This is a genomic window from Pseudomonas sp. B7, assembly GCF_016735645.1.
Lineage (GTDB): Bacteria > Pseudomonadota > Gammaproteobacteria > Pseudomonadales > Pseudomonadaceae > Aquipseudomonas > Aquipseudomonas glycinae.
On sequence record NZ_JAERRE010000006.1, the window covers coordinates 1 to 22014 of the forward strand.

Genomic DNA, 22014 nt, shown 5'->3' on the forward strand with positions numbered 1-22014 from the left:
GCTGCACCTCCTCTCGATGTGTTTGGCTTCGCCAAACGGTCGCTGCGCTCCCACCCCCGGATCAATCCCTCCACTCAGCCTGCCGACGGGCCCTGCGATCAAAAGCGGTACTCGAGCTAACGCTCATCGTGTTGAGTGGTGAGGGGCGGGTGTTCGGCTTTGGTTTTTTGGTGGGTTTACCCCTCTCCCCGAGGAGAGGGAGCCGATTTGTGGGCTTTTCAAAGTCTGAGTTCGACTCGGTATTTCATGTCGGCGCAACTCTCCCAATCAACTCGGTCGGTTCCCTCTCCCTACGGGCGGTCCGACGTTTCGGGAGGGCTAGGGTGAGGGGCTCTTGATCTGCTTTTGATCTTTAGCCCCTTCGGCAGGCCGAGCGGAGGTGTCCATCAGGGGGTAGGCGCGCAGCGCCGTGCGGCGAAGCCGCATACATCGAGAGGAGGTGCAGCGAAGCAAACCGTAGGCGATGCCCCCTGATGGACACCGTAGCGAGGGAACACTGAGCCTAAGCGAAGTGCCGTACGCCGGGGCAAAAGCCTTTTGGTTCCTTTTTGGCGTTTGAAAAAGGGACTCGCTGTAAGAGCGAAACCGCCAGCGGCAGCACCCGAAGCAACGGATATGCCCCAAATCCCAAAATCCACCAACCATTGACCCATCCCCACACCCTGCGTAGCCTTGCGCTTTCGAGGTTCTTCGGCCCACGCCGAAGCTAAGAAGGGAACGCGGTCCAAGCCGCGGCTGCCCCCGCAACTGTGAACGGTGCTGTTCGCTGCCACGCCACTGCCAACTCAATCCAGAGCCAGCGGGAAGGCGCAGCGAATACCGGGCCAAGGCCCGAACACCGTCAGCCAGGAGACCTGCCTCGTCACAGATTCTCACTTTCAACCGGGCGGGGTGATCCGGTGGCGAACTCTCCAGGCACGCACCCGCGTTGCCGGTCTCGTCCCGTATGCCCGCCACCTTGCCAAAGGGCATCCGATGAAAACACTGGCCAAACTCCCCGTCACCATCGTCACCGGCTTCCTCGGCTCGGGCAAAACCACCTTGCTGCGGCATATGCTCGACAATGCCCAGGGCCGCCGTATCGCGGTGATCGTCAACGAGTTTGGCGAGCTGGGTATCGACGGTGAAATCCTCAAGCAATGCACCATCGGCTGCACCGAAGAAGAAGCCACCGGCCGCGTCTACGAACTGGCCAACGGCTGCCTGTGCTGCACGGTTCAGGAAGAGTTCTTCCCGGTGATGCGCGAACTGGTGGCCCGTCGCGGCGACCTCGACCACATCCTGATCGAAACCTCGGGCCTGGCCCTGCCAAAGCCACTGGTGCAAGCCTTCCAGTGGCCGGAAATCCGCAGTGCCTGCACCGTCGACGCGGTGATCACTGTGGTCGACAGCCCGGCCGTGGCCGCCGGCACCTTCGCCGCGTTCCCGGATCAGGTCGATGCCCAGCGCAAGCTCGATCCGAACCTGGATCACGAATCTCCGCTGCACGAACTGTTCGCTGACCAACTGGCCAGCGCCGATCTGGTGATCCTCAACAAGGCCGACCAGACCAGCCCTGAAGACCTCGCGCGGGTCCGTCTGGAAGTCGCCGAAGAGCTGCCGCCTGCGGTGAAAATCATCGAAGCCAGCAACGGTCGCCTGCCGCTGGACGTGCTGATCGGCCTCGGTGCCGGTTCCGAAGAACACATCGACAGCCGCCACAGCCATCACGATCACCACCACGGTGAAGGCGATGACGATCACGACGACCACGATCACGACGCCTTCGATTCGATCTCCATCGAACTGCCGCAAGCTGACGAAAGCCTGCTGCTCGACGCGCTGACGCAACTGGTGGTTCAGCACGACATCCTGCGGGTCAAAGGCTTCGCGGCGATCCCGAACAAGCCGATGCGCCTGCTGATTCAGGGCGTCGGTACGCGTTTCGACAAGCACTTCGACCGTCAGTGGGGTGCCGATGAGGCGCGCGTGACGCGTCTGGTGTTGATCGGTCAGGCACTGGACGCTGCCCAGCTCGAAGCGCAACTGCGCGCCGCGCTCAGCGTTTAAGCCATGCACCTGCTCAGGACCCAGCCCGGCGGTTTCGTGTCGGACGACAACATTGCCGACCTTGGACAAACCCCCGCCGAGCTGGTGATCCTGTGCAGCGGCGATTCCAGCCTCGCGCTGCTCGCCGAAGCGGCGCAGCAACTGCCCGAGGATTACCCGAGCGTGCGGCTGGCCAACCCAATGCAGGTGCAGAACCATGCGTCGGTCGACCTGTACGTCGATGAAGTGCTGCGCCACGCCAAGGTGATTCTGATTTCGCTGCACGGCGGCATCGCTTATTGGCGTTATGGCGTCGAGCGGCTGGTCGAATTGTCCGAGCGTGGCGTGCAGGTGATTCTGGTGCCGGGCGATGACCGTCCCGACCCGGAGCTCAGTGACCTGAGCACCGTGGGCGCCGAGGATCGCGACCGTCTCTGGCAGTTCCTGCGCCAGGGTGGCCTTGGCAATGCGCTGGACTTTTTCCACTGCCTGGCCAATCGCTGGCTGGCGCGGGATTACGTGTGGGGCGAGCCGCAAGCGCTGCCGCGCACGGCGATTTATCACCCGAATAAAAACACCGCCGCACTGAGTGACTGGCAAGCCGATTGGCGGCCCGGTCAACCGGTCGCGGCGGTGTTGTTTTATCGCTCGCATTTGCAAGCGGCGAACACGGCATTTATCGACGTGTTCTGCCAACGGCTTCAGGCGGCCGGACTCAATCCGTTGCCGATCGCCGTGGCCAGTTTGAAAGAGCCCGGCTGCCTGTCGGTGGTCGAGGACTGGCTGGATGAAGTCGAGGCCTCGGTGATTCTGAACACCACCGGTTTCGCTCAGTCCAGCCCGGAAGCGCCGCATCTGCGGCCATTCCGTCGCAACATTCCGGTGATTCAGGCGATCTGCGCCCAGGACAACGAGCCCGGCTGGCGCGAGAGCGAGCAGGGCCTCGGCCCGCGGGATCTGGCGATGCACATCGCGTTGCCGGAGCTGGACGGGCGGATCATCAGCCGACCGATCAGCTTCAAGGACCTGGCCTGGCGCAGCGAGCGCAGTCAGTCCGACGTGGTGTGTTATCGGGCGCAGCCAGAGCGCATGGATTTCGTGGCCGAACTGGCGCGCCGCTGGGTCGATCTGGCGCGGGTGCCGAACGCTGAAAAGCGCATCGCGCTGATTCTCGCCAATTACCCGACCCGGGACGGACGCATCGGCAATGGCGTCGGCCTCGACACGCCCGCCGCCGCGTTGAATATCCTGCGGGCGTTGCAGGCCGAAGGTTATCCGCTGCCGAGCGAACTGCCCGATAGCGGCACCGAGCTGATCCGACAATTGCTCGGCGGTGTCAGCAACGATCTCGATACGCTCGATCAGCGCCCGTGCCAGCAAAGCCTGGCGATGAACGACTACCTGACGATGTTCAACGCGCTGCCAGAAGCCAATCGCGCGGCGGTGCTGGAACGTTGGGGTTCGCCGCAAAACGATCCGATGTGCCGTGACGGGCGAATGATGATTGCCGGCCTGCGTTTCGGCCTGACCTTCGTCGGCATTCAGCCGGCGCGGGGTTATCAGGTCGATCCGAGCGCGGTGTATCACGATCCGGATCTGGTGCCGCCGCACGCGTACCTCGCGTTCTATTTCTGGCTGCGTCAGACCTACGGCGCTCACGGCTTGATTCACGTCGGCAAGCACGGCAATCTTGAATGGCTGCCCGGCAAAGGCGTGGGCCTGTCGGAGAACTGCTGGCCGGACGCATTGCTCGGGCCGCTGCCGAATATCTACCCGTTTATCGTCAACGATCCGGGCGAGGGTGCTCAGGCCAAACGTCGCACTCAGGCAGTGATCATCGACCACTTGATGCCGCCGCTGACCCGCGCCGAGACCTACGGTCCGCTGCGCAATCTGGAATTGTTGGCGGACGAGTATTACGAAGCTCAGTTGCTCGATCCGCGCCGCGCCCGCGAGTTGCAGCGCGACATCCTCCAGTTAGTGCGTGACACGCAGATTGATCGCGAATTGCAGCTGGATGCCGCCCTCGACAGCGACGCCGATGCGGCGATCTGGCTGCCGCGTCTGGACACTTATTTGTGTGACTTGAAGGAATCGCAGATCCGCGATGGGCTGCATATTTTCGGTGAGTCGCCGACCGGGCGTTTGCGCATCGACACCTTGCTGGCGTTGCTGCGGATTCCGCGCGGCGATGGCAAAGGGGCGCAGTCGAGTCTGTTGCGGGCGCTGGCCAAGGCGTTTCAGTTGGGGTTCGATCCGCTGGATTGTGCACTTGCCGAACCCTGGACTGGCCTGCGCCCAATGGAACTGCAATCGTTGAGCGATGAAGTCTGGCGTACGGCGGGGGATACCCGTGAACGCCTTGAGCTGTTCGCGGCGCATTTGATCGAGCAGTCGCTGGTGGGTGATGTGGCGCAACTGGATGCTTCAGGCTGGTCAGATGTGCAGGCGATCATCCACGCCCTGCGCGAAGTGATCGCCCCACGCCTCGACGCCTGCGGCCCGGCCGAAATGCGCGGCTTGCTCGACGCGTTGAGCGGCCGATTCGTCCCCGCTGGCCCAAGTGGTGCGCCAAGTCGCGGTCGCCTCGACGTGCTACCCACCGGGCGCAATTTCTATTCGGTGGACGTGCGCAATCTGCCGACCACCACGGCATGGCGGATCGGTTTCCAGTCCGCGACCCTGATTCTCGAACGACACTTGCAGGACCACGGCGATCACCTGCGCCAACTCGGCCTGTCGGTCTGGGGCACCGCGACCATGCGCACCGGCGGTGACGACATTGCCCAGGCCATGGCGCTGATGGGCGTGCGTCCGGTGTGGGCCACCGGCAGTCAGCGGGTCGATGATTTCGAGATTCTGCCGCTGAGCCTGCTCGACCGGCCTCGGGTCGATGTAACGCTGCGGGTCTCCGGATTTTTCCGCGATGCGTTCGCCAACCTGATCCGCCTGTTCGACGCTGCCGTGCAAGCCGTGGCCGAACTGGACGAGCCGGACGACCTCAACCCGCTGGCCGCCAAGGTGCGTGCCGAACGTGAGGCGTTACGTCAGTCGGGGCTGGATGACGAGGCTGCCCGGCGTCAGGCCGGCTGGCGAATCTTTGGTGCCAAACCCGGCGCATACGGCGCGGGCGTGCAGGGCGCCATCGACGGACGCCTCTGGCAAACCCGCGAGGATCTGGCCGAGGTCTACCTGAACTGGGGCGCCTACGCTTACGGCGGTTCCGACGAGGGCACCGCCGCCCGCGAGCAATTCGTCCAGCGCCTGAGCCAGGTGCAGGCGGTGCTGCAAAACCAGGACAACCGCGAGCATGACCTGCTCGATTCCAACGACTATTACCAGTTCCAGGGCGGCATGCTTGCTGCCGTGGAAAGCCTGCGTGGCGAGGCGGCGGCCAGTTATCACGGCGATCACAGTCAGCCGGACCTGCCGAAAATCCGCACCTTGAAGGAAGAACTGAACCGGGTTATCCGCTCAAGGGCGGCGAATCCGAAATGGATCGACGGGGTCAAGCGCCACGGCTATAAAGGCGCGTTCGAACTGGCGGCGACGGTCGACAACCTGTTTGCCTTCGATGCCACCACGCAACTGATCGACGATCACCAATACGCATTGCTGGCGGATGCCTATCTGCTGGACCCGGCGACCCGCGAGTTCGTGCGCGAGCATAATCCCCACGCACTGCGCGACATGACCGAACGCATGCTCGAAGCGCAGCAGCGCGGGATGTGGCAGGAGCCGGGCGCCTACAAAGAAGCCCTGGAAAACCTGCTGCTGGACATAGAAGAAGAGAGCTGAGACTGAACATGACCGACACCCCGCATTTCCCGCTCTCCGCCGTGGTCGGCGCCGATGATCTGAAACTGGCGCTGTACCTGACGGCCATCGATCCGAAGATTGGCGGCGTGCTGATCGAAGGCCCGCGTGGCATGGCCAAGTCGACGCTCGCCCGGGGGCTGGCGGATCTGTTGGCCAGTGGTCAGTTCGTTACCTTGCCGTTGGGTGCTACTGAAGAGCGATTGGTCGGCACGCTGGATCTGGACGCGGCGTTGAGCGACGGTCGTGCGCAGTTTTCTCCGGGGGTGCTGGCGAAGGCGGACGGCGGCGTGTTGTATGTCGATGAGGTGAATCTGTTGCCGGATCATCTGGTGGATCTGCTGCTTGATGTGGCTGCCAGCGGCACCAACCTGATCGAGCGCGACGGGATTTCCCATCGACATTCGGCGAAGTTCGTATTGATCGGCACGATGAACCCGGAAGAGGGGGAATTGCGTCCGCAATTGCTGGATCGTTTCGGCCTTAACGTCGCGCTGAGCGGTCATACGGCGCCGGCCGAGCGGGGGCAGATCATTCGTCGTCGGCTGGATTTCGACAGCGACCCGCAGGTGTTTTGTGCGCAGTGGGAGGCTGATCAGCAAGCTCTGCGTGAGCGTTGTGAAAGCGCCCGCCATGCCTTGGCGAATATTCCCCTCGACGATGAAGCGCTGGCACAGATCACCGAGCGCTGCTTTGCGGCAGGCGTCGACGGTTTGCGCGCCGATCTGGTCTGGCTGCGTGCGGCGCGGGCTCATGCGGCGTGGCGCGGGGCTGAAACCATCGCCGAGCAAGACATTGATGCCGTGGCTGAGTTTGCATTGCGCCATCGTCGCCGCGAACAGTCTTCATCCCCTGCACAGCCACCGGCGCAATCGCCGTCCGGTACTCACGCCGAACCGAGCGAAGGGCAGGGGCAATGGGGTGAAATGCCGGCACCGGCATTGGTTACCGGCGCACGCCGTGAAGTTCCGACCTGGCCAAAAAAGCTTTAGGCATTCGCCCCCGGTCCGACGCGGGGGCGAATGCCAGACCCCGCGCCGGACGCCTCGATAACGGTCGCCAGGGCAAGCGTCATGCGGCTCGCAGCGGCTCGGTGAACTGGCCGGGAACCTTGCTCAACGGTCGCCCGAAAACCAGAGCGGATTTGCTGTTTCAACTGCGCACCCGCACGCCCCATGAACTGTGGCTGGTGATCGTCGACGCCTCGGCCTCGACCCGTCGCCATCAAGCCTTGAGCGATGCCAAGGGCGTTCTCGCGCAACTGTTCGACGACGCTTATCGGCAGCGCGCGCGTCTTGCGTTGTTGACCGCGAGCGGCGCGGCGCCGAAATGGCAGGTGCAAGGGCTGAAGGCCTCCAACGGGTTGCGCGCGTGGCTCGATGGATTGGGCGCGGGAGGCGGCACGCCTCTGTTGGCAGCGCTGACGGAGGCCGGGCATTGGCTGGCGGTGCGGCGCAAGCGTTTTGCCGCGGAACAACAGCGGTTGCTGGTGATCACCGATGGCCGTTTGAAAAACTGTCCGGAACTGCCCGCGCTCGCGTGTCCCAGCCTGCTGATCGATATCGAGCGCGGGCCGATTCGCCTGGGCCGCGCGAAACAATTGGCGACAGCACTGGACGCCGATTACCGGCATATCGACGAGTTGTTGTCGGTCTGAGAGCTATGCTGCAGTAAGGCCAAATCACAGGGAGTGAATCATGCGCGTACTGGTCGCCAATCCGCAGGACGATTTTCGCGTCAAGGCGTACGCCGGCACCAACGGCGTGCTGTTGGCGATGGACCTCGCCGAACCCCGCCGCAAAGGCTTGCTGGGGTTTGCCATCGAAAAGCAGCAGGGCGACAAACCGTGGCTGTTCCTGTTCAACAGCCTGACCTTTCCCGGCAAGGTTCACACCTTCGCGCAGTTCCACGCCACGCCGAGCGACAAGGCACCGCTACAGAAATTTCGCTGGGCCGATTACGCGGTCAATCCGGGGATGACGATTCACTATCGCGTGCACTTGGCGTATGGCTCGCCGGATGCGCCGCAACTCGGTGAGGCGCTGGAACTGACAATCTGCTCCGACGACGGTCATCCCGCCAATCAGGGCGTGATCTTCAACCGCGCCGTGGCCGCCAGTCAGGCGTTTCAGCGCAAGTTTCCCGATCTCGACGCACAGATCAGCGCCAACAAGAACATGCCCATCGAAGCCTGGCCCGACGCTGCACGGCAATGGCTGGAGAACGGTCTGCTCGGGCGTCTGCAAGGTTTTATCGAGCGTGCGGTGGACGGCCAGTGGGCGCTGGACATCGCGATCTACGAATACCAGTTGCAAGCCATCATCGACACGGTGAACGCTGCGTTTGATCGAGGTGTTCAGGTGCGCGTGCTGTATCACGCCCGGCCCGATGACGAAGACACCACGATCAATGAAGCGAGCCTTGCGAGACTGCCGGCGAGCAGCAAGCGCGGGCGGGTCACCCACAATATTTTCCATAACAAATTCATCGTCCTCAGCCGCCTCGACGCAGGCGGCGAACGTCAGCCGCAAGCGGTGCTGTGCGGCAGTACCAACTTCACCGCCAACGGCATATACCGGCAGGCCAACGTGGTGCATGTGCTGGACGATTCGCCGGTCAGCGCGAGTTACCTGAAAACCTTCGAGCAGATCTGGGCCGAGCCGGCGGATGTTGGCGCCACCCGTGACTGGATCAGCCAACACAACCCTATGAATCCGGCGCAGTCTTTGTTCGCCGGATTTTCCCCGCGCACCGGCGGCGCCGACTTGCGGGAGTTCGTCGAGATCATCGAGGGGGCGAAGAAAGACCTGCTGTTCGTCACCGCATTCGCCTTGCCCGACGCGATTCTCAACGCGTTGCTCGGCCAGCCCCACGACGACATCCTGCGTTACGGCCTGCAAAACACCGTCAGCCGCATCACCGGGTTTCACGCCGACCGAACCGCCGAGTTTGCCGCCACCGCGTTGCTCAACACCGGGCTGGAAGGCTGGCTGCGGGAAAGCATGAAAGGCCAGAAAGGCAACCTGCTGGTGCACACCAAAGCCGTGGTCACGGACTTCACCAGCGACAGCCCGACCATCATCAGCGGCAGCCACAACCTCAGCACTTCCGCCAGCAACGGCAATGACGAGAACTACCTGATCATTCGCGGCGACACCGATCTGGCGGACCGCTATGGCCTGGAGCTGCTGCGGTTCTACGAGCATTACCGTTTTCGCTACTTCGCGAAAAAACTGGCGTTGAAGCAGGTTCAGCCGTTGGCGGCGGATGACAGCTGGACCAACGATTACTACGTCGAGGGCGACCTGCGCCGGTTGTCTCGCCTCAGGTTTGCCGGGCGTTAGCCCTTAACATCCGTTGGTTGCCGATGCTGACGGGGACGGCGATAAGCTGGCGGCGTACAGATTTTGAAATGATTTCCAGCTGTAGGAAAAGTCATCTGAGCCTGTACGCTTCAAGGCCTTTTTTCATTCAGGATTTGCATGAACACCCTCTCGGAGCCTCCCAGTTCTATTCCAGGAACCCCGTTCCCCTCGCGCCATGGCGCGGTCTTGACGCACTCGCAACATCCGGTCTTCCGACTACCGACTATCGTTGTAGGCGCAGCCTTCGAGCTTTCGCGCCGCACTTTGCCGTGTCCGGCAGCCTGAATTCACTGACGAGAGATAGAGACAGATTATGGAATGGTTAGCGGATCCCACGGCATGGCTGGGCTTGTTGACACTGATCGTGCTGGAACTGGTACTGGGTATCGACAACCTGGTGTTCATCGCGATCCTGGCGGACAAACTGCCGCCGCATCAGCGCGACCGCGCACGCATCATCGGTTTGAGCCTGGCGCTGATCATGCGTCTTGGCCTGCTGGCGAGTATTTCCTGGCTGGTCACCCTCACGGCACCGTTGTTCGAGGTGTTCGGCAAGAGCTTCTCCGGCCGTGACCTGATCATGCTGTTCGGTGGTGTGTTCCTGTTGTTCAAGGCGACCATGGAACTGCACGAACGGCTGGAGGGCCATATCGGCGAGCGCTCGACCAACACCGCTTATGCGCTGTTCTGGCCGATCGTGGCGCAGATCGTCGTGCTCGACGCCGTGTTCTCCCTGGACGCGGTGATTACGGCTGTGGGCATGGTCGATGAACTGGCGGTGATGATGATTGCGGTGATCGTGTCCATCGGTGTGATGATCGTTGCCAGCAAGCCGCTGACCCGCTTCGTCAATGCCCACCCGACGGTGATCATGCTGTGTCTGGGCTTCCTGATGATGATCGGTTTTGCCCTGACGGCCGAAGGCCTGGGCTTCCACATTCCGAAAGGTTATCTGTACGCGGCCATTGGTTTCTCGATCCTGATCGAGATCTTCAACCAGATCGCCCGCGCTCGTCGCAAGCGCTCGATGCAGGGCTTGCGACCGATGCGTGAGCGCACGGCTCACGCGGTGATGCGTCTGTTGGGTGGTCGCAAACTGGCGGTGGAAGAAGTCGGCGAGGAAATCTCCGACTTGCTGGACAACGGTGAAGCGCCGAGCACGGAGTTGTTCGACCGTCGCGAGCGGGTGATGATCAGCGGTGTGCTGCAATTGGCCGAGCGACCGATTCGTGCCTTGATGACGGTGCGCGCCGATGTCGATCACATTGATCTGGCCGACGACGCCGAGGCTATTCGTACACGGTTGATGCATTCGTCCTATTCGCGCTTGCCGTTGATTCGTAACGGCGCAGTGGATGAGCCGCTGGGCTTCGTGCACAAGAAGGAACTGCTCAAGGAATACCTGGCCGGCAACGAGCCGAACCTTGAACACTTGGCGCGCAAGACCGTCAATCTGCTGGACAGTTATTCGATCCTCAACGCACTGGAACAAATGCGTGCGGCCTCGACCCACATTGCCTTTGTGGTGAACGAGTTCGGTGACTTTGTGGGTGTGTTGACCATGACCGACATTCTCGAGTCGATTGCCGGCGAACTGCCGGACGCCAGCGAAATCGCTGGCCCCGACGTGGTCGAGGAGCAGGGCGGGTTTATCGTCAACGGTGCGCTGAACCTGACCCGCATCCGCGAACATACCGGTTTTCGCGCCGAGCCGACCGAGGATTACCAGACCCTGGCCGGGCTGGTGATGAGCCTGCTGGATCGCCTGCCGATGAAGGGCGATCGTCTGCAGCATGAAGGCTGGGGCATGACCGTAATGGCAGTCGAAGAACGTCGCGTGACGCGGGTGTTGCTGGTGCGTGAGGCCTGACGGCCTCACTGATGAAAAGTGTACCGGTCCTTGCCGGTATGCTTTGACTCGTACAACGCTTCGTCAGCCTTGATCAGGGCCTGGTTGAGGGTGTCGCTGTCCTCGACCCGGGCCAGACCGATGCTGATGGTCACCGGGTGCCGGGTCGGTTGCTCACGCACCACCCGGCACAATTCCCCGGCCAGCGCCTCGACATCTTCGCGGCGCACACCGGCCAGATAGATCGCAAACTCCTCACCGCCCAGTCGGGCATATTCGAAGCGTGACATCACGGTTTTGATGTCCGCCGCGATGCGCTTGAGCACCTCATCGCCGATGTCGTGGCCGTACACATCATTCACTTTCTTGAAGTTGTCGATGTCGATCATCGCCAGGTAATGGTCATGCTCGCGCGGCACGGCTTGCAGGGTTTTTCCGGCGCGGGTCATGAACGAGCGGCGGTTGGGGATTTCGGTAAGCGTGTCGTTGTAGGCCTGGTCCAGCAACAGCTTGGACATGATGTAGTTGTAGAGCTTGGCCTCGCGCAGCTTCAGAAACGTATAGATCGTCAATGCACAGAGAAAAACACTGTAGGCGATGGTCATCACGCCTTTGAGTTCCAGCAGGTCGATGCCGGTGTTCATGAACGGATTGAGCACCAGCCAGGTGATGACCTGGGCACCGAAGAACGACCAGCGGCTGAGCGGCAGTACTGAGGCGCTGTACAACGTAGTGGCTGCGGCGAGCACCAGCCAGATGCCATGAAAGGTTGGCGGCAGGCCGTCGATCACCATTCGGATGCCGAGTGTGATGATCACCACGAATGTCAGGTTCAGCCAGTCGAAGTGTCGGGCCTTGCGGGTGAACATCAACACCACAGCAAGAATCGCAAAGGCTGCAATGAACACCATCGAACGCCAGGTGAATCCCTGATTGCCGATGAAGCTGACGATCAGGTCGAAGGCCAGCCAGATGCCGATGCTCGCCAAGTAGATCAACAGGCAGAACGAATGCAGCCGCTCGAACTCATGCTGTATAAACTCGCTCCACAGTTCGGCGGGCGCGCTCTTCTTCAGGACTTCGTCTTCAATGGTTTTGTACATTGCTGCCCGGATGCTTGCGTTGGTTGTCGAGGATTACCGAGCCCCACGGTCGATAGCGCAGGGAAAACACCGCGTTCTGATGACAGCCGGTCGAGGTCGCATCCGGGCTGGCCGGTTCGGCACGGAATTGCTCGCCTTCGCGGCTGACCTGCCGGAAGGCTTCGCGCACGATACCCACGGAGCAGGGCAGTGCACTGGCGTAACTGTTGCGCACCAGTGGTGACAAACGACCGGTTCCCGCGCCGTCCTGCCACCAGACCTGCGCCCCGGTCGCCGTCAATTCGCCCAGCCATTGACCGTTTACTGCTGGAGCCAGTTTGCCGGCACTGAAGGCGGCGACATGCAGCGGGGCATCCAGCTTCGCAGCGAAGTCCTTCAACTGACGCGCAAGCGTGGCCCGTCGATCTGCCGGCAGAAAGTGCAAGTCGTCCAGTTCCAGCGGCAGATACCAGCCACTGACCGGCAGTTTCCAGTCCTGGCGCAGTTTCTGCTGCTGGGCCAGCGACTGGCCCAGTTGTGCCTGCCAGTAGGCACCGAGACCGGCGCTATCCAGTTCATCGATCCGTTTGTAGTAAGCCGGGTCCATCGCCAGGCCGAGCACCAGTTGCAGACCTTGTCGCTGAGCGAGTTTCAGGCTGTTGGCGAGCCAGCCATTGGCGCCGCCGAAGTCCGAGTCGCCATAAGCCGTCCACTGCACGATCACGGTTCGCGTGCCTTGCTTCGCGGTGTCTTGCCAGACTTTCTGCCACTGCGCCTGGGTCAGCCCGGCATCGACATTCAGCGGCTGATAGAACACCCGCTCATCGGCCTTGGCGACAGTGGTGCTCATCAGCAGGCACAAATACAACATCCATCGAGCCATCAGAAATTCCACTCCACGCCCAGCAGCACACCATTGCCGCCTTCATACAGATTGCCGCCCAGCGATTGTTGGTATTCGGTGCGAACCGTCAGTTTCGAACGGTAGGCGTTGTAGCGATCCTCGTCATACCACCATTGCCAACGCAAGCCGACACCGGTGCGCAGGTCTTGGCGCCAGTCGTTGCTTGGGTCCTGGCTGGCAAATTCGAGGAAGCCGTAAGGCATGATCGTCTGGGCTCCGCTGAACGGCAGTTTCCATGCATGACCTTGCTGGAAGCGCGACAGCCACTGGTGATCGCCGGTCTTCGTCCACCACGCGGCGTCGAGGTACAGGAAACGCTCGTCCCAGTCGTTTTCGTCGACCCGCCAGTCGTTGCGGTACTTGCCCTGATCGAGGAATGAGGCGGTGGCGCGCAGCAGGTAGTCGGTGGTGGTGTGGCCGTCCTTGCGGTGATCGTTGACCTGATCGAACAGTTTTTCCGGCACCAGCATCTGGCCGAGGCTCAGGCTGTGGCTGTCGTTATCGTCGAACTGGCTTTGCTTGTAGATCTCGCCATAGAAGTTGATGTTCTGTGTGCCCCACGGTTTGTAGCGCAGGCCGACCCCGGCGGCGAGGGACTCGGCGTAACTTGAGCGACCTTGTCCGCCCAGCAAGACGCGTCCGTACACCGACAGCGTGCTGCCGGCGCGGCTTGGTTCTTCGCCCAGGGCGTGGTCCCACATCGCCAGTTGCACATTTTGCGAATTCGAGCGACGGCGCGAGCCTTTACTGTCGTCCGGGCGCACGAAGTCGTTAGTCGAGATTCCGGCCGGCGACCAGGTGCTGGCAATCGTTCGGCTGTCGCGACGAGACAGGGTTTCATGGGCACGGCGCTGGCGGTAACGCCGGGCTTCCATGCTGCCGTCTTCGTCATCGGCCGCCACCGGGTTCTGCTCCAGATCGATCACCCGGTGCAGTTCCTTGCGCGCGGAGGCGCTGTCTTCGACTTCGTCGTAGCGCCAAGCCAGGGTTTCGCCGAGGCGGTAATCCTCGGGGAAATCGCGGGTGGCCTGTTGCAGATACGGAATCGCCGTGGCGCGCTCTTCGCGGGTTTCGGCACCGGCCAAGCGCATGCCGTAGTCGGCGCGATAACGCGGGTTGTTCGGCTCGCGGTGTACCGCTTCGGCCAGCCACGCGGTGCTTTGCGGCAAATCGCCTGCCTTTTGCGCAGAGACCGATGCGGCGTAGAAGTGCCCGGCATCCGGTGCCTGTTGCAGGGCCTGGCGCTGACGTTGCAGTGCCTGAGCGTGGTCACCCCGTGCGTCGGCGATGGCTGCGCCGAGGGCCCATTCATTGGCGCCGCGAGTGGTGCTTTGTTGCCAGTAGGTTTCTGCGGTCTGGCTGTCGCCGACATTCAGTGCGCTGCGGCTGGCTGTCAGACGCGCGTTGTCGCTGAGTTCGGCGGTCGAGAAGCTGCGCCAGATGGCCAGCGCGCCGGCAGAATCACCGGCCGCTTCCAGGGCATAGGCCAGCGGCAGGCGACTGTCTCGATTGCCGAGCTTTTCAGCCTGCTGGTAATAAACGACGGCTTCGCCCGGGCGATCGGGCATGGCGCAGCGACCGAGCGCGCGGTAATCGCCAGTCGCTTGCGGGTGGCTGCCGATGGCTTGCTGCACGGCGTCGCACTGGCCGGTCTCCGCGAGTTGCGCGAGCAGTTGGCCGCGCGTGGCGCCGTCCACCCGGTTAAGCAGCAGCGCCATACGCCGCTGTTGTTCGAGTGTCGTGGATGGCGCTGCGGCATACAAACCGGCCAGACGCTGCAACGCCGTCGCCGGCAGACGCCCGCCATGACGATCGAACGCGGATTCCAGCAACTGTTGGGCATGCGCGCGATCACCCGCATTCACTGCCAGATAGGTGGCCTGATTCAGCGAGGACAGGTTGTCGGTCTGCCGGTAATGCAGTTCCCACAGCGTCTCCGCTTCGATCATTCGTCCCATGCGCTGCGTCAGTTCGGCTCGGCGCTTGACGATATCGGGCGTCTGTTTCTGCCCGGCCAGCCAGGCATTGACTTCGGCGCTGCGACCTTGCTCCTGCCAGATGTCGAGCACCTGCGTTTGCCGCCGACTGTCCCAAGGCTCCGGCAGACGGGTGCTTTGCAAAAGGTCAGTGGCTTGCAGGCGCTGGGCGAGTACCAGCCAGGTCTGTGGGTCGTCCGTCGGCGTACAGCTGCGCAGTTGTTGGAGCGCCGCTTCCGGATCCTGACGCGACAGCCATTCGGCGGTTTCGAGGCAAGGCCGTTGCAGATCGTTGCTCAGGCGCTGGACGGTGGGCACGTCTTCGGTCTTGCGCGCCAGTTCCCACAGCCGCTGACGTTGCGCCGGATCGGCGAGGTCGCTGGCCGGCAGCGACTGCATCCAGCGTTGGGCCTGCTGCTCGTGACCCATGGCGATGGCGCGGTCGACCATTGCCAGGCGAATGTTGCGTGCGGCCTCGGGACTTGGCGCCTGTTGCAACAGTTGCTGCAGCGGCTTTTCATCAAGGCGCTGCACGTAGGCGTTGGCCAGCCGTTGCCAGCCTTCGGCGTCCAGTTGTCTGCGCGCGGCCAGTGGCGCCAGTTGGTCAATGGTGCCGCTCCAGTCGCGCAATTGCTCCGACCAGTTGGCGCGGGCCAGGCGCAAGATGTTGTCGTCACCCTTGGGCGCCAGTTGTGCCAGCCAGTCATGGGCCTTGGCCGCGCCGCCGAACTTGGCCAGGCTGAGGCTGTAGGCCTGCCAGAGGCGTACGCGATCATTCAGATTGCTGGTGGCCATCCAGCGTTCAACTTGTGTGCTGGTCGGCGGGTCCTGTTCGATCCAGGTCAGGCGCAGGTCGAGCAGGGCATCGCTGTCGTCCGGCAAGGCTTGCAGCGCTTCCTTGTAACGGCGTTGCTTGGCCAGGGATTCCACCAACAGTGCCCGGGCCTCGTCGTTTTTCGGGACCTTTTCCAGCAAGTGGCGCATCAGTCGTTCGACTTCTTTCCAGTTGGCCTTTTTCGCCTCGCGATAGCTGCGGTCCATGTAGGGATAGCTGCGGAACTGTTCGAAATCGCTCAGTGGCGCGGCCTGTAACGGATATGCGGTGCTCAGGCCCAGCAACAGGCTGCCCATCAGCAAGGTTTGACGATGCACAGGCTTCATGCGACCTCCCGGACAATGCGGTAGGCGGCTTGCTGTTCGCTGGCCTGATCGGCCAGGGCCTGTTCCAGTACTTCCTGGGTAATCATGCCCCGGGAAATCAGATGTTCGCCGAGTGACATCTTCTCGGCATCGAAGTCGATCAGCGCCTGATTGAACAGGGTGGGTGGCACCATCCCGCGCACCTGCAACAGATTGCCGAGCAGCACCTGATGGCGGCTGACCCGTTCAAGCAGGGCTTCATCGTCCTGATGGCGCTCAAGCACGTCGAGCATATGACGCACTTCCTCACTCTGGCGGGGGCTGGCGTACCAGTAACGAATTCCCAATGTGACGCGGCCCTGAGGTGCGAGACGGCTGCGCACCGGGCGTTTCAATTGACGGCTGATAGCGCCCAGCGAGACTTGGCTGACCGGGCCTTCAGAGGCCAGAATCAGCGTGTCGCCTTCTTCGGCCACTGGCAAAATGCCGTAGTGAGAGGCGACCCGGCGCGGTACGGCATCGATCAGGTGTTTGTCGAGCTTGAACGGATTGAGTGGCGCCCATTCCAGATCCAGCTGCTCGGAGAGTGTTTGAACCAGTTGAGTGCTGTCGATGTACTCCCGCAGCAACAGTTCGCGGCCTAGTCGACGGCGTACGGGGCTGGTGATCGCGGCCTCCAGTTGTTCCTCGGTAAGCAGGCCTTTTTCCACCAGGCGATGGCCGAGCGGCGTGCGCTGCGCCTTGGTCAGCGCCGGGAATTCGTGGGTGGTCTTGTCCCAGGCCACGCGACGTGAATCGCCCATTTCCATGACCTGACGCAGGGCGCGCAGGTTGGCGAAAAAGTTGACGAAGTTGCTCCACATCATGCGCGGCGCAGACAGCAGACCCTCAACCAAACCGTAATAACGAGTGACAAACCAGCCGCGCTGGAACAGGCGATTGAGCAGCATCAGGCCGTTGAGCCACAGCAGCACCGAGAGCAGCGAACTGTCGGCGAGGATCGAGGGGTAGCGCCACGAGTCCGGGGAGATGATCGTCACCGCCCACATCGCCAGCAGCACCAGAAACAGCAGGTTCACCAGAAAGCTCAGCAAATAGGCGATCAGCCCGCGACGGTCGCGCCACAGGAAGTAGTTGAGCAGACCCTTGCGGCTCCAGCCGAGGTTCTTGGTGCCCTGGAACACGATGCCGACAATCCATCGCGATTTCTGCCGGATCGCGTGTTGCATGTCGCGGGGAAAGTGCTCGCGCACGCAGATCACCTGGGAGAACTCGCGGTTCATCCCGAACACCCAGGGTTGCTCCAGCGCCAGTTTCGGATCGCTGACCGAATAACGGGCGAAGATGCATTTCATGCCTTTCTGCTTGAGTCGGAAACCGATGTCGTAGTCCTCGGTAAGACTCTGCACATCGAAGGCAATACCGTCGCCGTCTTCCAGCAGGGCGCTGATGGCCTTGCGGCTGAAGCAGGTGCCGACGCCGGCGCTGGGCACCTGACCGGTGAGCGCTTCGCGGACGATGACGTCCTTGCCGTGGTTCTCGGCGAATTCATCGACGTAATGACCGGCGGTGAAGCCTTTCCACTCCGGCGCGTAGGGGTAGACCGGAATCTGGATCAGATCCTTGTTCGGCAACAAATAGTTGTAGAGGCGCAATTCCATCGGCGAAATCACGTCTTCGGCGTCGTGCAGGATGAACCCGGCGAACTGGATTTTCGCCTCGCTCTCGAAGCGCAGGATGGCGTCGATGATGTTGTTCAGGCAGTCGGCCTTGCTGGTCGGGCCGGGTCGCGCGCAGACCACTTTGTGCACGTTGGGGTAGTGCTGGCAGACCGCATCGACATCGGCCTGGGTTTCGGCGTCGTTGGGGTAGGTGCCGACGAAAATCTGATAGTTCTCGTAGTCGATGGTCGAGGCGGCCAGACGTGCCATTTCACCGACCACGCCGACCTCGTTCCACGCCGGCACCATGATTGCCAACGGCTTTTCGGGAATCGAATACAGGCGTTCCTCGTCGGCACGCTTGAATTTCTCGTAGATCCGCCAGCGCCGGATGAACTTGCGGCTCCAGTAGACGAGGTCGATGAACAGGTCATCGAGGCCGAGGATGAACATCAACAGAGCGAGGGCAATCGCCACATATTTGAGACCGAACAGCACATACGCGAAGAAATCGACCCAACCCAGACTCATACCCCTTTACCCGCCGCCGAGCGTGCGCTCAGCCAGGCGTGGAGGCGGGTGGCGATCAGTTCGCTGGCGTGACCGTCGCCATAGGGGAAGTGCACGCGGCTCATGCGGGCGTAGGTGTACGGGTCGTCCAGCAGTTGGCGGGCTTCCTTGACGATGCGCGCCTTGTCGGTGCCGACCAGCAGCATGGTGCCGCTCTCGAGCACTGAAGGCCGTTCGGTGACGTCGCGCAGCACCAACAGCGGTTTGCCAATTGCCGGGGCTTCCTCCTGGACGCCGCCGGAGTCGGTCAGGATGAAGTGCGCGCGGCCCATCAGCCAGACGAAGTTCGGATAGTCCTGCGGTGGCACCAGATAGATGTTCGGTTTGTCGGCCAGCATGCCGTACACCACCTCCTGCACCAGCGGGTTGAGGTGCACCGGATAGACGAATTGCACGTCCGGGTATTGTTCTGCCAGTTCGGCCAGCGCCTGGCAGATATTGCGGAAACCGTCGCCGAGATTTTCCCGTCGATGGCTGGTGACCAGAATCATCCGGCGCTGGTCATCCAGCGCCGCCAGAGGTGAATCGGCAGGCGGATGCCATTCGATATCCTGCTGGTGCTTGCGCATCCACAGCAAGGCATCGATCACGGTGTTGCCGGTGATTTCAATGTTGTCTTCGGGTACGCCTTCGCGCAGCAGATTGGCGGCGGACTTGGAGGTCGGCGGGAAATGCAGGTCGGTAATCACGCCGGTCAGGCGTCGATTCGCTTCCTCGGGCCAGGGCGCGCGCAGATTGCCGGTACGCAGGCCTGCCTCGACGTGACCGATGGGCAACTGGCGGTTGAAGGCGGCGAGGGCGGCGATGAAGCTGGTGGTGGTATCGCCGTGGACCAGCACGATGTCCGGTTTGACCCGCTCGTAGGCCTGATCGAGCTGGGTGAGCAGATGCTGCGACAGACCATTCAGGGTCTGGCCCTGGGTCATGACTTGCAGGTCTTCATCGACCGTCAGTTCGAACGCATCCAGCACCTGAGTGAGCATCTCGCGATGCTGGCCGGTGGAGCAGATATTGAGTTTGATGTCGGGCCACTGACGCAGAATCCGGGCCAGCGGAGCCATTTTGATGGCCTCCGGGCGAGTGCCGAAAACCATCATGACTTTAAAGGACATTGACCCCTCCTGGGACGTAGCAAGGCTGCGACCCGAGGGCCGGCAGCACTCTTCTCTTTCTGAGAAATAAAGAAAAGCAGCCGGATTGGAGCTTGTCCAATCTGGTTTCGAGGCTAGTTGTTACAGATCAATAGGAGCGAAGGTGCAACTGCCTGATGGCGCTTGGATGGCACTTTCAGGAAAGGTTCCACCGTTTTGCGCGGTGGACGGTGCAAAGGGTGCGGAGGGTGTCACGCAGCCAGTTCAGGTCATGGGCCGATTTGTGCGGCACAGCGGGGTGACGGGTTTTGCCGAGGAGTTGGGTGAAGTCTTGCAGGAGGGATTCTTCCGAACCAATGCCTTTCAGTTTTTTGACCAGAACGCCTTCCTTGTAGAACAACACGGTCGGTGTGCCCTTGACATCCGGATGGCGAATCGACTGTGCGGTATCGAGCATGAAGATATCCATCCAGGGCCGAAAGGGCTTGGCGATCTCAAGAAAGACCGGGCCGGAAAATTCGCAGGCCCCGCAGCGCCTGTTGAAAAAATACAGGACGACAAGGCGCCTGGCTTTCAAGACCTTCCGATATGTGGGGGGCAACGCTGAATATCGAGTCGGCGTCGTCATCGGAGCCTCCTTTATTCGATGTGCTGGGTGGTACGACGTTAGGGCGCGCGCGGCCGTTGCCGCAACTGTCAGAGTTGACAGGTGCAGCCCGCGCCCAATCGTGCATCGCGCACCAGGATGTGGCCTGGATACCCGCCACGTGTGGCGCAAAGTAGCGAAGTGATTAATCAATGTTGGTTGCAGCGTTTCGCAGGTTTCTTCCATCCCTTTGATTCAAAACAAAATTCAATCCTTTGCAGATTCCCCATGAATCCTGTGGCACACTTTCTGCTGTCTATTCCGTAGTAACAAACCGTATTCCGGTATAGCGGAATAAACAACTTCCAGGAGTGCTTGCCATGCATCGCCGACCTTCCTTGTTCAAAACGTGTGTTTTTGTTCTCGCGGCTTCGTCCGCTGTCATGGGTATCGCCCAGGCGGCTGACAGCAAGCTCGACAGCGTCCTGGCCCGTGGAAAACTGATTGTGGGGACCGGCAGCACCAATGCGCCGTGGCACTTCCAGGGCGCGGACGGCAAGTTGCAGGGCTTTGATATCGACATCGCCCGGATGGTGGCCAAAGGTCTGTTCAATGACCCGAGCAAAGTCGAGTTCGTAGTGCAGTCGTCCGATGCGCGGATTCCCAACCTGCTGACCGACAAGGTCGACATGAGCTGCCAGTTCATCACCGTCACCGCCAGCCGTGCGCAGCAAGTGGCGTTCACCCTGCCGTACTACCGCGAAGGCGTCGGCCTGTTGCTGCCGAACAACAGCAAGTACAAGGAAATCGAAGACCTGCAGGCCGGTGGTGACGGCGTGACCGTAGCCGTGCTGCAGAACGTGTACGCCGAAGAGCTGGTGCATCAGGCGCTGCCCAAGGCCAAGGTCGATCAGTACGACAGCGTCGATCTGATGTACCAGGCCGTTAACTCCGGTCGCGCCGATGCCGCTGCGACCGATCAGTCTTCGGTCAAATACCTGATGGTGCAGAACCCTGGCCGCTACCGTAGCCCGACGTATGCCTGGAGCCCGCAGACCTACGCCTGCGCCGTCAAACGCGGCGATCAGGACTGGCTGAACTTCGTCAACACCGCCCTGCATGAAGCCATGACCGGCGTCGAGTTCCCGACTTATGCCGCGTCGTTCAAGCAATGGTTCGGCGTGGATCTGCCATCGCCTGCCATCGGTTTCCCTGTCGAATTCAAATGATCCCGTGAGAGTGGGGCGCCCTGATGCGCCCCGCTCAAGGTACTGCCGACCATGAACTATCAGTTGAACTTTGCCGCCGTGTGGCGCGATTTCGACACCTTGCTGGCGGGGCTCGGTCTGGGCCTCGAACTGGCACTGGTGTCGATCGCCATCGGCTGCGTGATCGGCCTGCTGATGGCGTTTGCCTTGCTGTCGAAGCATCGCGCCTTGCGGGTGCTGGCATCGGTGTATGTGACGGTGATCCGTAACACGCCGATTCTGGTGTTGATTCTGTTGATCTACTTTGCGCTGCCGAGCCTGGGGATCCGGCTGGACAAGATCCCGTCGTTCATCATCACCCTGTCGCTGTATGCCGGGGCGTACCTGACCGAAGTGTTCCGCGGTGGTTTGTTGAGCATTCCCAAGGGCCAGCGCGAAGCGGGGCTGGCCATTGGTCTGGGCGAGTGGCAGGTGAAAGCCTACGTCACCGTGCCGGTGATGTTGCGCAACGTGCTGCCGGCGCTGTCGAACAACTTCATTTCGCTGTTCAAGGACACCTCGCTGGCCGCCGCAATCGCGGTGCCGGAGCTGACCTATTACGCGCGCAAGATCAACGTCGAAAGCTACCGGGTGATCGAAACCTGGCTGGTAACCACGGCGTTGTATGTCGCGGCCTGTTACCTCATTGCCATGCTGCTGCGTTACCTCGAGCAGCGTCTGGCGATCCGCCGATAGGAG

14 protein-coding genes and 1 riboswitch are annotated in these 22014 nt (G+C 61.7%); of the genes, 8 read left to right on the forward strand and 6 right to left on the reverse strand.

Annotation, left to right across the window (positions count from 1 at the left end; translation table 11 throughout):
- Positions 1-666: 666 nt before the first annotated feature.
- Positions 667-876, forward strand: a riboswitch (cobalamin riboswitch).
- A gap of 99 nt (positions 877-975) precedes the next feature.
- The 6 genes from cobW (at position 976) to JKA62_RS14795 (ending at position 11079) form a co-directional block, all read left to right on the forward strand.
- Positions 976-2049, forward strand: a complete 1074-nt coding sequence (cobW, locus tag JKA62_RS14770; RefSeq protein ID WP_201818398.1) for a cobalamin biosynthesis protein CobW — start codon at positions 976-978, stop codon at positions 2047-2049.
- Positions 2050-2052: 3 nt separating this feature from the next.
- Positions 2053-5826, forward strand: coding sequence for a cobaltochelatase subunit CobN (cobN, locus tag JKA62_RS14775; RefSeq protein WP_201818399.1), 3774 nt, complete (start codon positions 2053-2055; stop codon positions 5824-5826).
- A gap of 8 nt (positions 5827-5834) precedes the next feature.
- Positions 5835-6836, forward strand: a complete 1002-nt coding sequence (locus JKA62_RS14780) for an ATP-binding protein (RefSeq protein ID WP_201818400.1) — start codon at positions 5835-5837, stop codon at positions 6834-6836.
- A gap of 2 nt (positions 6837-6838) precedes the next feature.
- Complete coding sequence (locus tag JKA62_RS14785; RefSeq protein ID WP_330932836.1) at positions 6839-7501, forward strand: vWA domain-containing protein; 663 nt, start codon at positions 6839-6841, stop codon at positions 7499-7501.
- A gap of 40 nt (positions 7502-7541) precedes the next feature.
- Positions 7542-9188, forward strand: a complete 1647-nt coding sequence (locus JKA62_RS14790) for a phospholipase D-like domain-containing protein (RefSeq protein WP_201818401.1) — start codon at positions 7542-7544, stop codon at positions 9186-9188.
- Positions 9189-9522: 334 nt separating this feature from the next.
- A complete protein-coding gene (locus JKA62_RS14795; RefSeq protein WP_201818402.1) occupies positions 9523-11079 on the forward strand; it encodes a TerC family protein in 1557 nt (518 codons plus the stop codon).
- Between the two features lie 5 nt (positions 11080-11084).
- Here JKA62_RS14795 and JKA62_RS14800 read toward each other — a convergent pair whose 3' ends face one another.
- The 6 genes from JKA62_RS14800 to JKA62_RS14825 form a co-directional block, all read right to left on the reverse strand.
- Positions 11085-12161 (reverse strand): GGDEF domain-containing protein, encoded by a 1077-nt coding sequence (locus JKA62_RS14800; RefSeq protein ID WP_201818406.1) that lies wholly within the window; start codon positions 12159-12161, stop codon positions 11085-11087.
- Positions 12145-13023 carry a DUF4434 family protein gene (locus JKA62_RS14805; RefSeq protein ID WP_201818408.1) on the reverse strand — a complete coding sequence of 293 codons (879 nt, stop codon included), beginning with the start codon at positions 13021-13023 and terminating at the stop codon, positions 12145-12147. Before JKA62_RS14805 ends, JKA62_RS14800 begins: the two co-directional genes overlap by 17 nt.
- Positions 13023-16181 carry an NfrA family protein gene (locus JKA62_RS14810; RefSeq protein ID WP_201818410.1) on the reverse strand — a complete coding sequence of 1053 codons (3159 nt, stop codon included), beginning with the start codon at positions 16179-16181 and terminating at the stop codon, positions 13023-13025. The genes JKA62_RS14805 and JKA62_RS14810 overlap by 1 nt, the downstream gene beginning before the upstream one ends.
- Positions 16178-18352 carry a cyclic di-3',5'-guanylate-activated glycosyltransferase NfrB gene (gene nfrB, locus JKA62_RS14815; protein ID WP_201818412.1) on the reverse strand — a complete coding sequence of 725 codons (2175 nt, stop codon included), beginning with the start codon at positions 18350-18352 and terminating at the stop codon, positions 16178-16180. Before nfrB ends, JKA62_RS14810 begins: the two co-directional genes overlap by 4 nt.
- Positions 18349-19503: a non-hydrolyzing UDP-N-acetylglucosamine 2-epimerase gene (gene wecB / locus JKA62_RS14820; protein ID WP_201818414.1), complete on the reverse strand. Its 1155-nt coding sequence runs from the start codon at positions 19501-19503 to the stop codon at positions 18349-18351. Before wecB ends, nfrB begins: the two co-directional genes overlap by 4 nt.
- A 175-nt stretch (positions 19504-19678) precedes the next feature.
- Positions 19679-20110: a thioredoxin family protein gene (locus tag JKA62_RS14825; RefSeq protein WP_201818416.1), complete on the reverse strand. Its 432-nt coding sequence runs from the start codon at positions 20108-20110 to the stop codon at positions 19679-19681.
- A 338-nt stretch (positions 20111-20448) separates the two neighbouring features.
- Here JKA62_RS14825 and JKA62_RS14830 point away from each other — a divergent pair, with 338 nt between their 5' ends.
- Both JKA62_RS14830 and JKA62_RS14835 read left to right on the forward strand, forming a co-directional pair.
- On the forward strand, positions 20449-21297 hold the full coding sequence (locus JKA62_RS14830; protein ID WP_201818418.1) for a transporter substrate-binding domain-containing protein: 849 nt from the start codon (positions 20449-20451) through the stop codon (positions 21295-21297).
- 51 nt (positions 21298-21348) lie between these two features.
- Positions 21349-22011 (forward strand): amino acid ABC transporter permease, encoded by a 663-nt coding sequence (locus tag JKA62_RS14835; RefSeq protein WP_059405928.1) that lies wholly within the window; start codon positions 21349-21351, stop codon positions 22009-22011.
- The last annotated feature ends 3 nt before the right edge of the window (positions 22012-22014 follow it).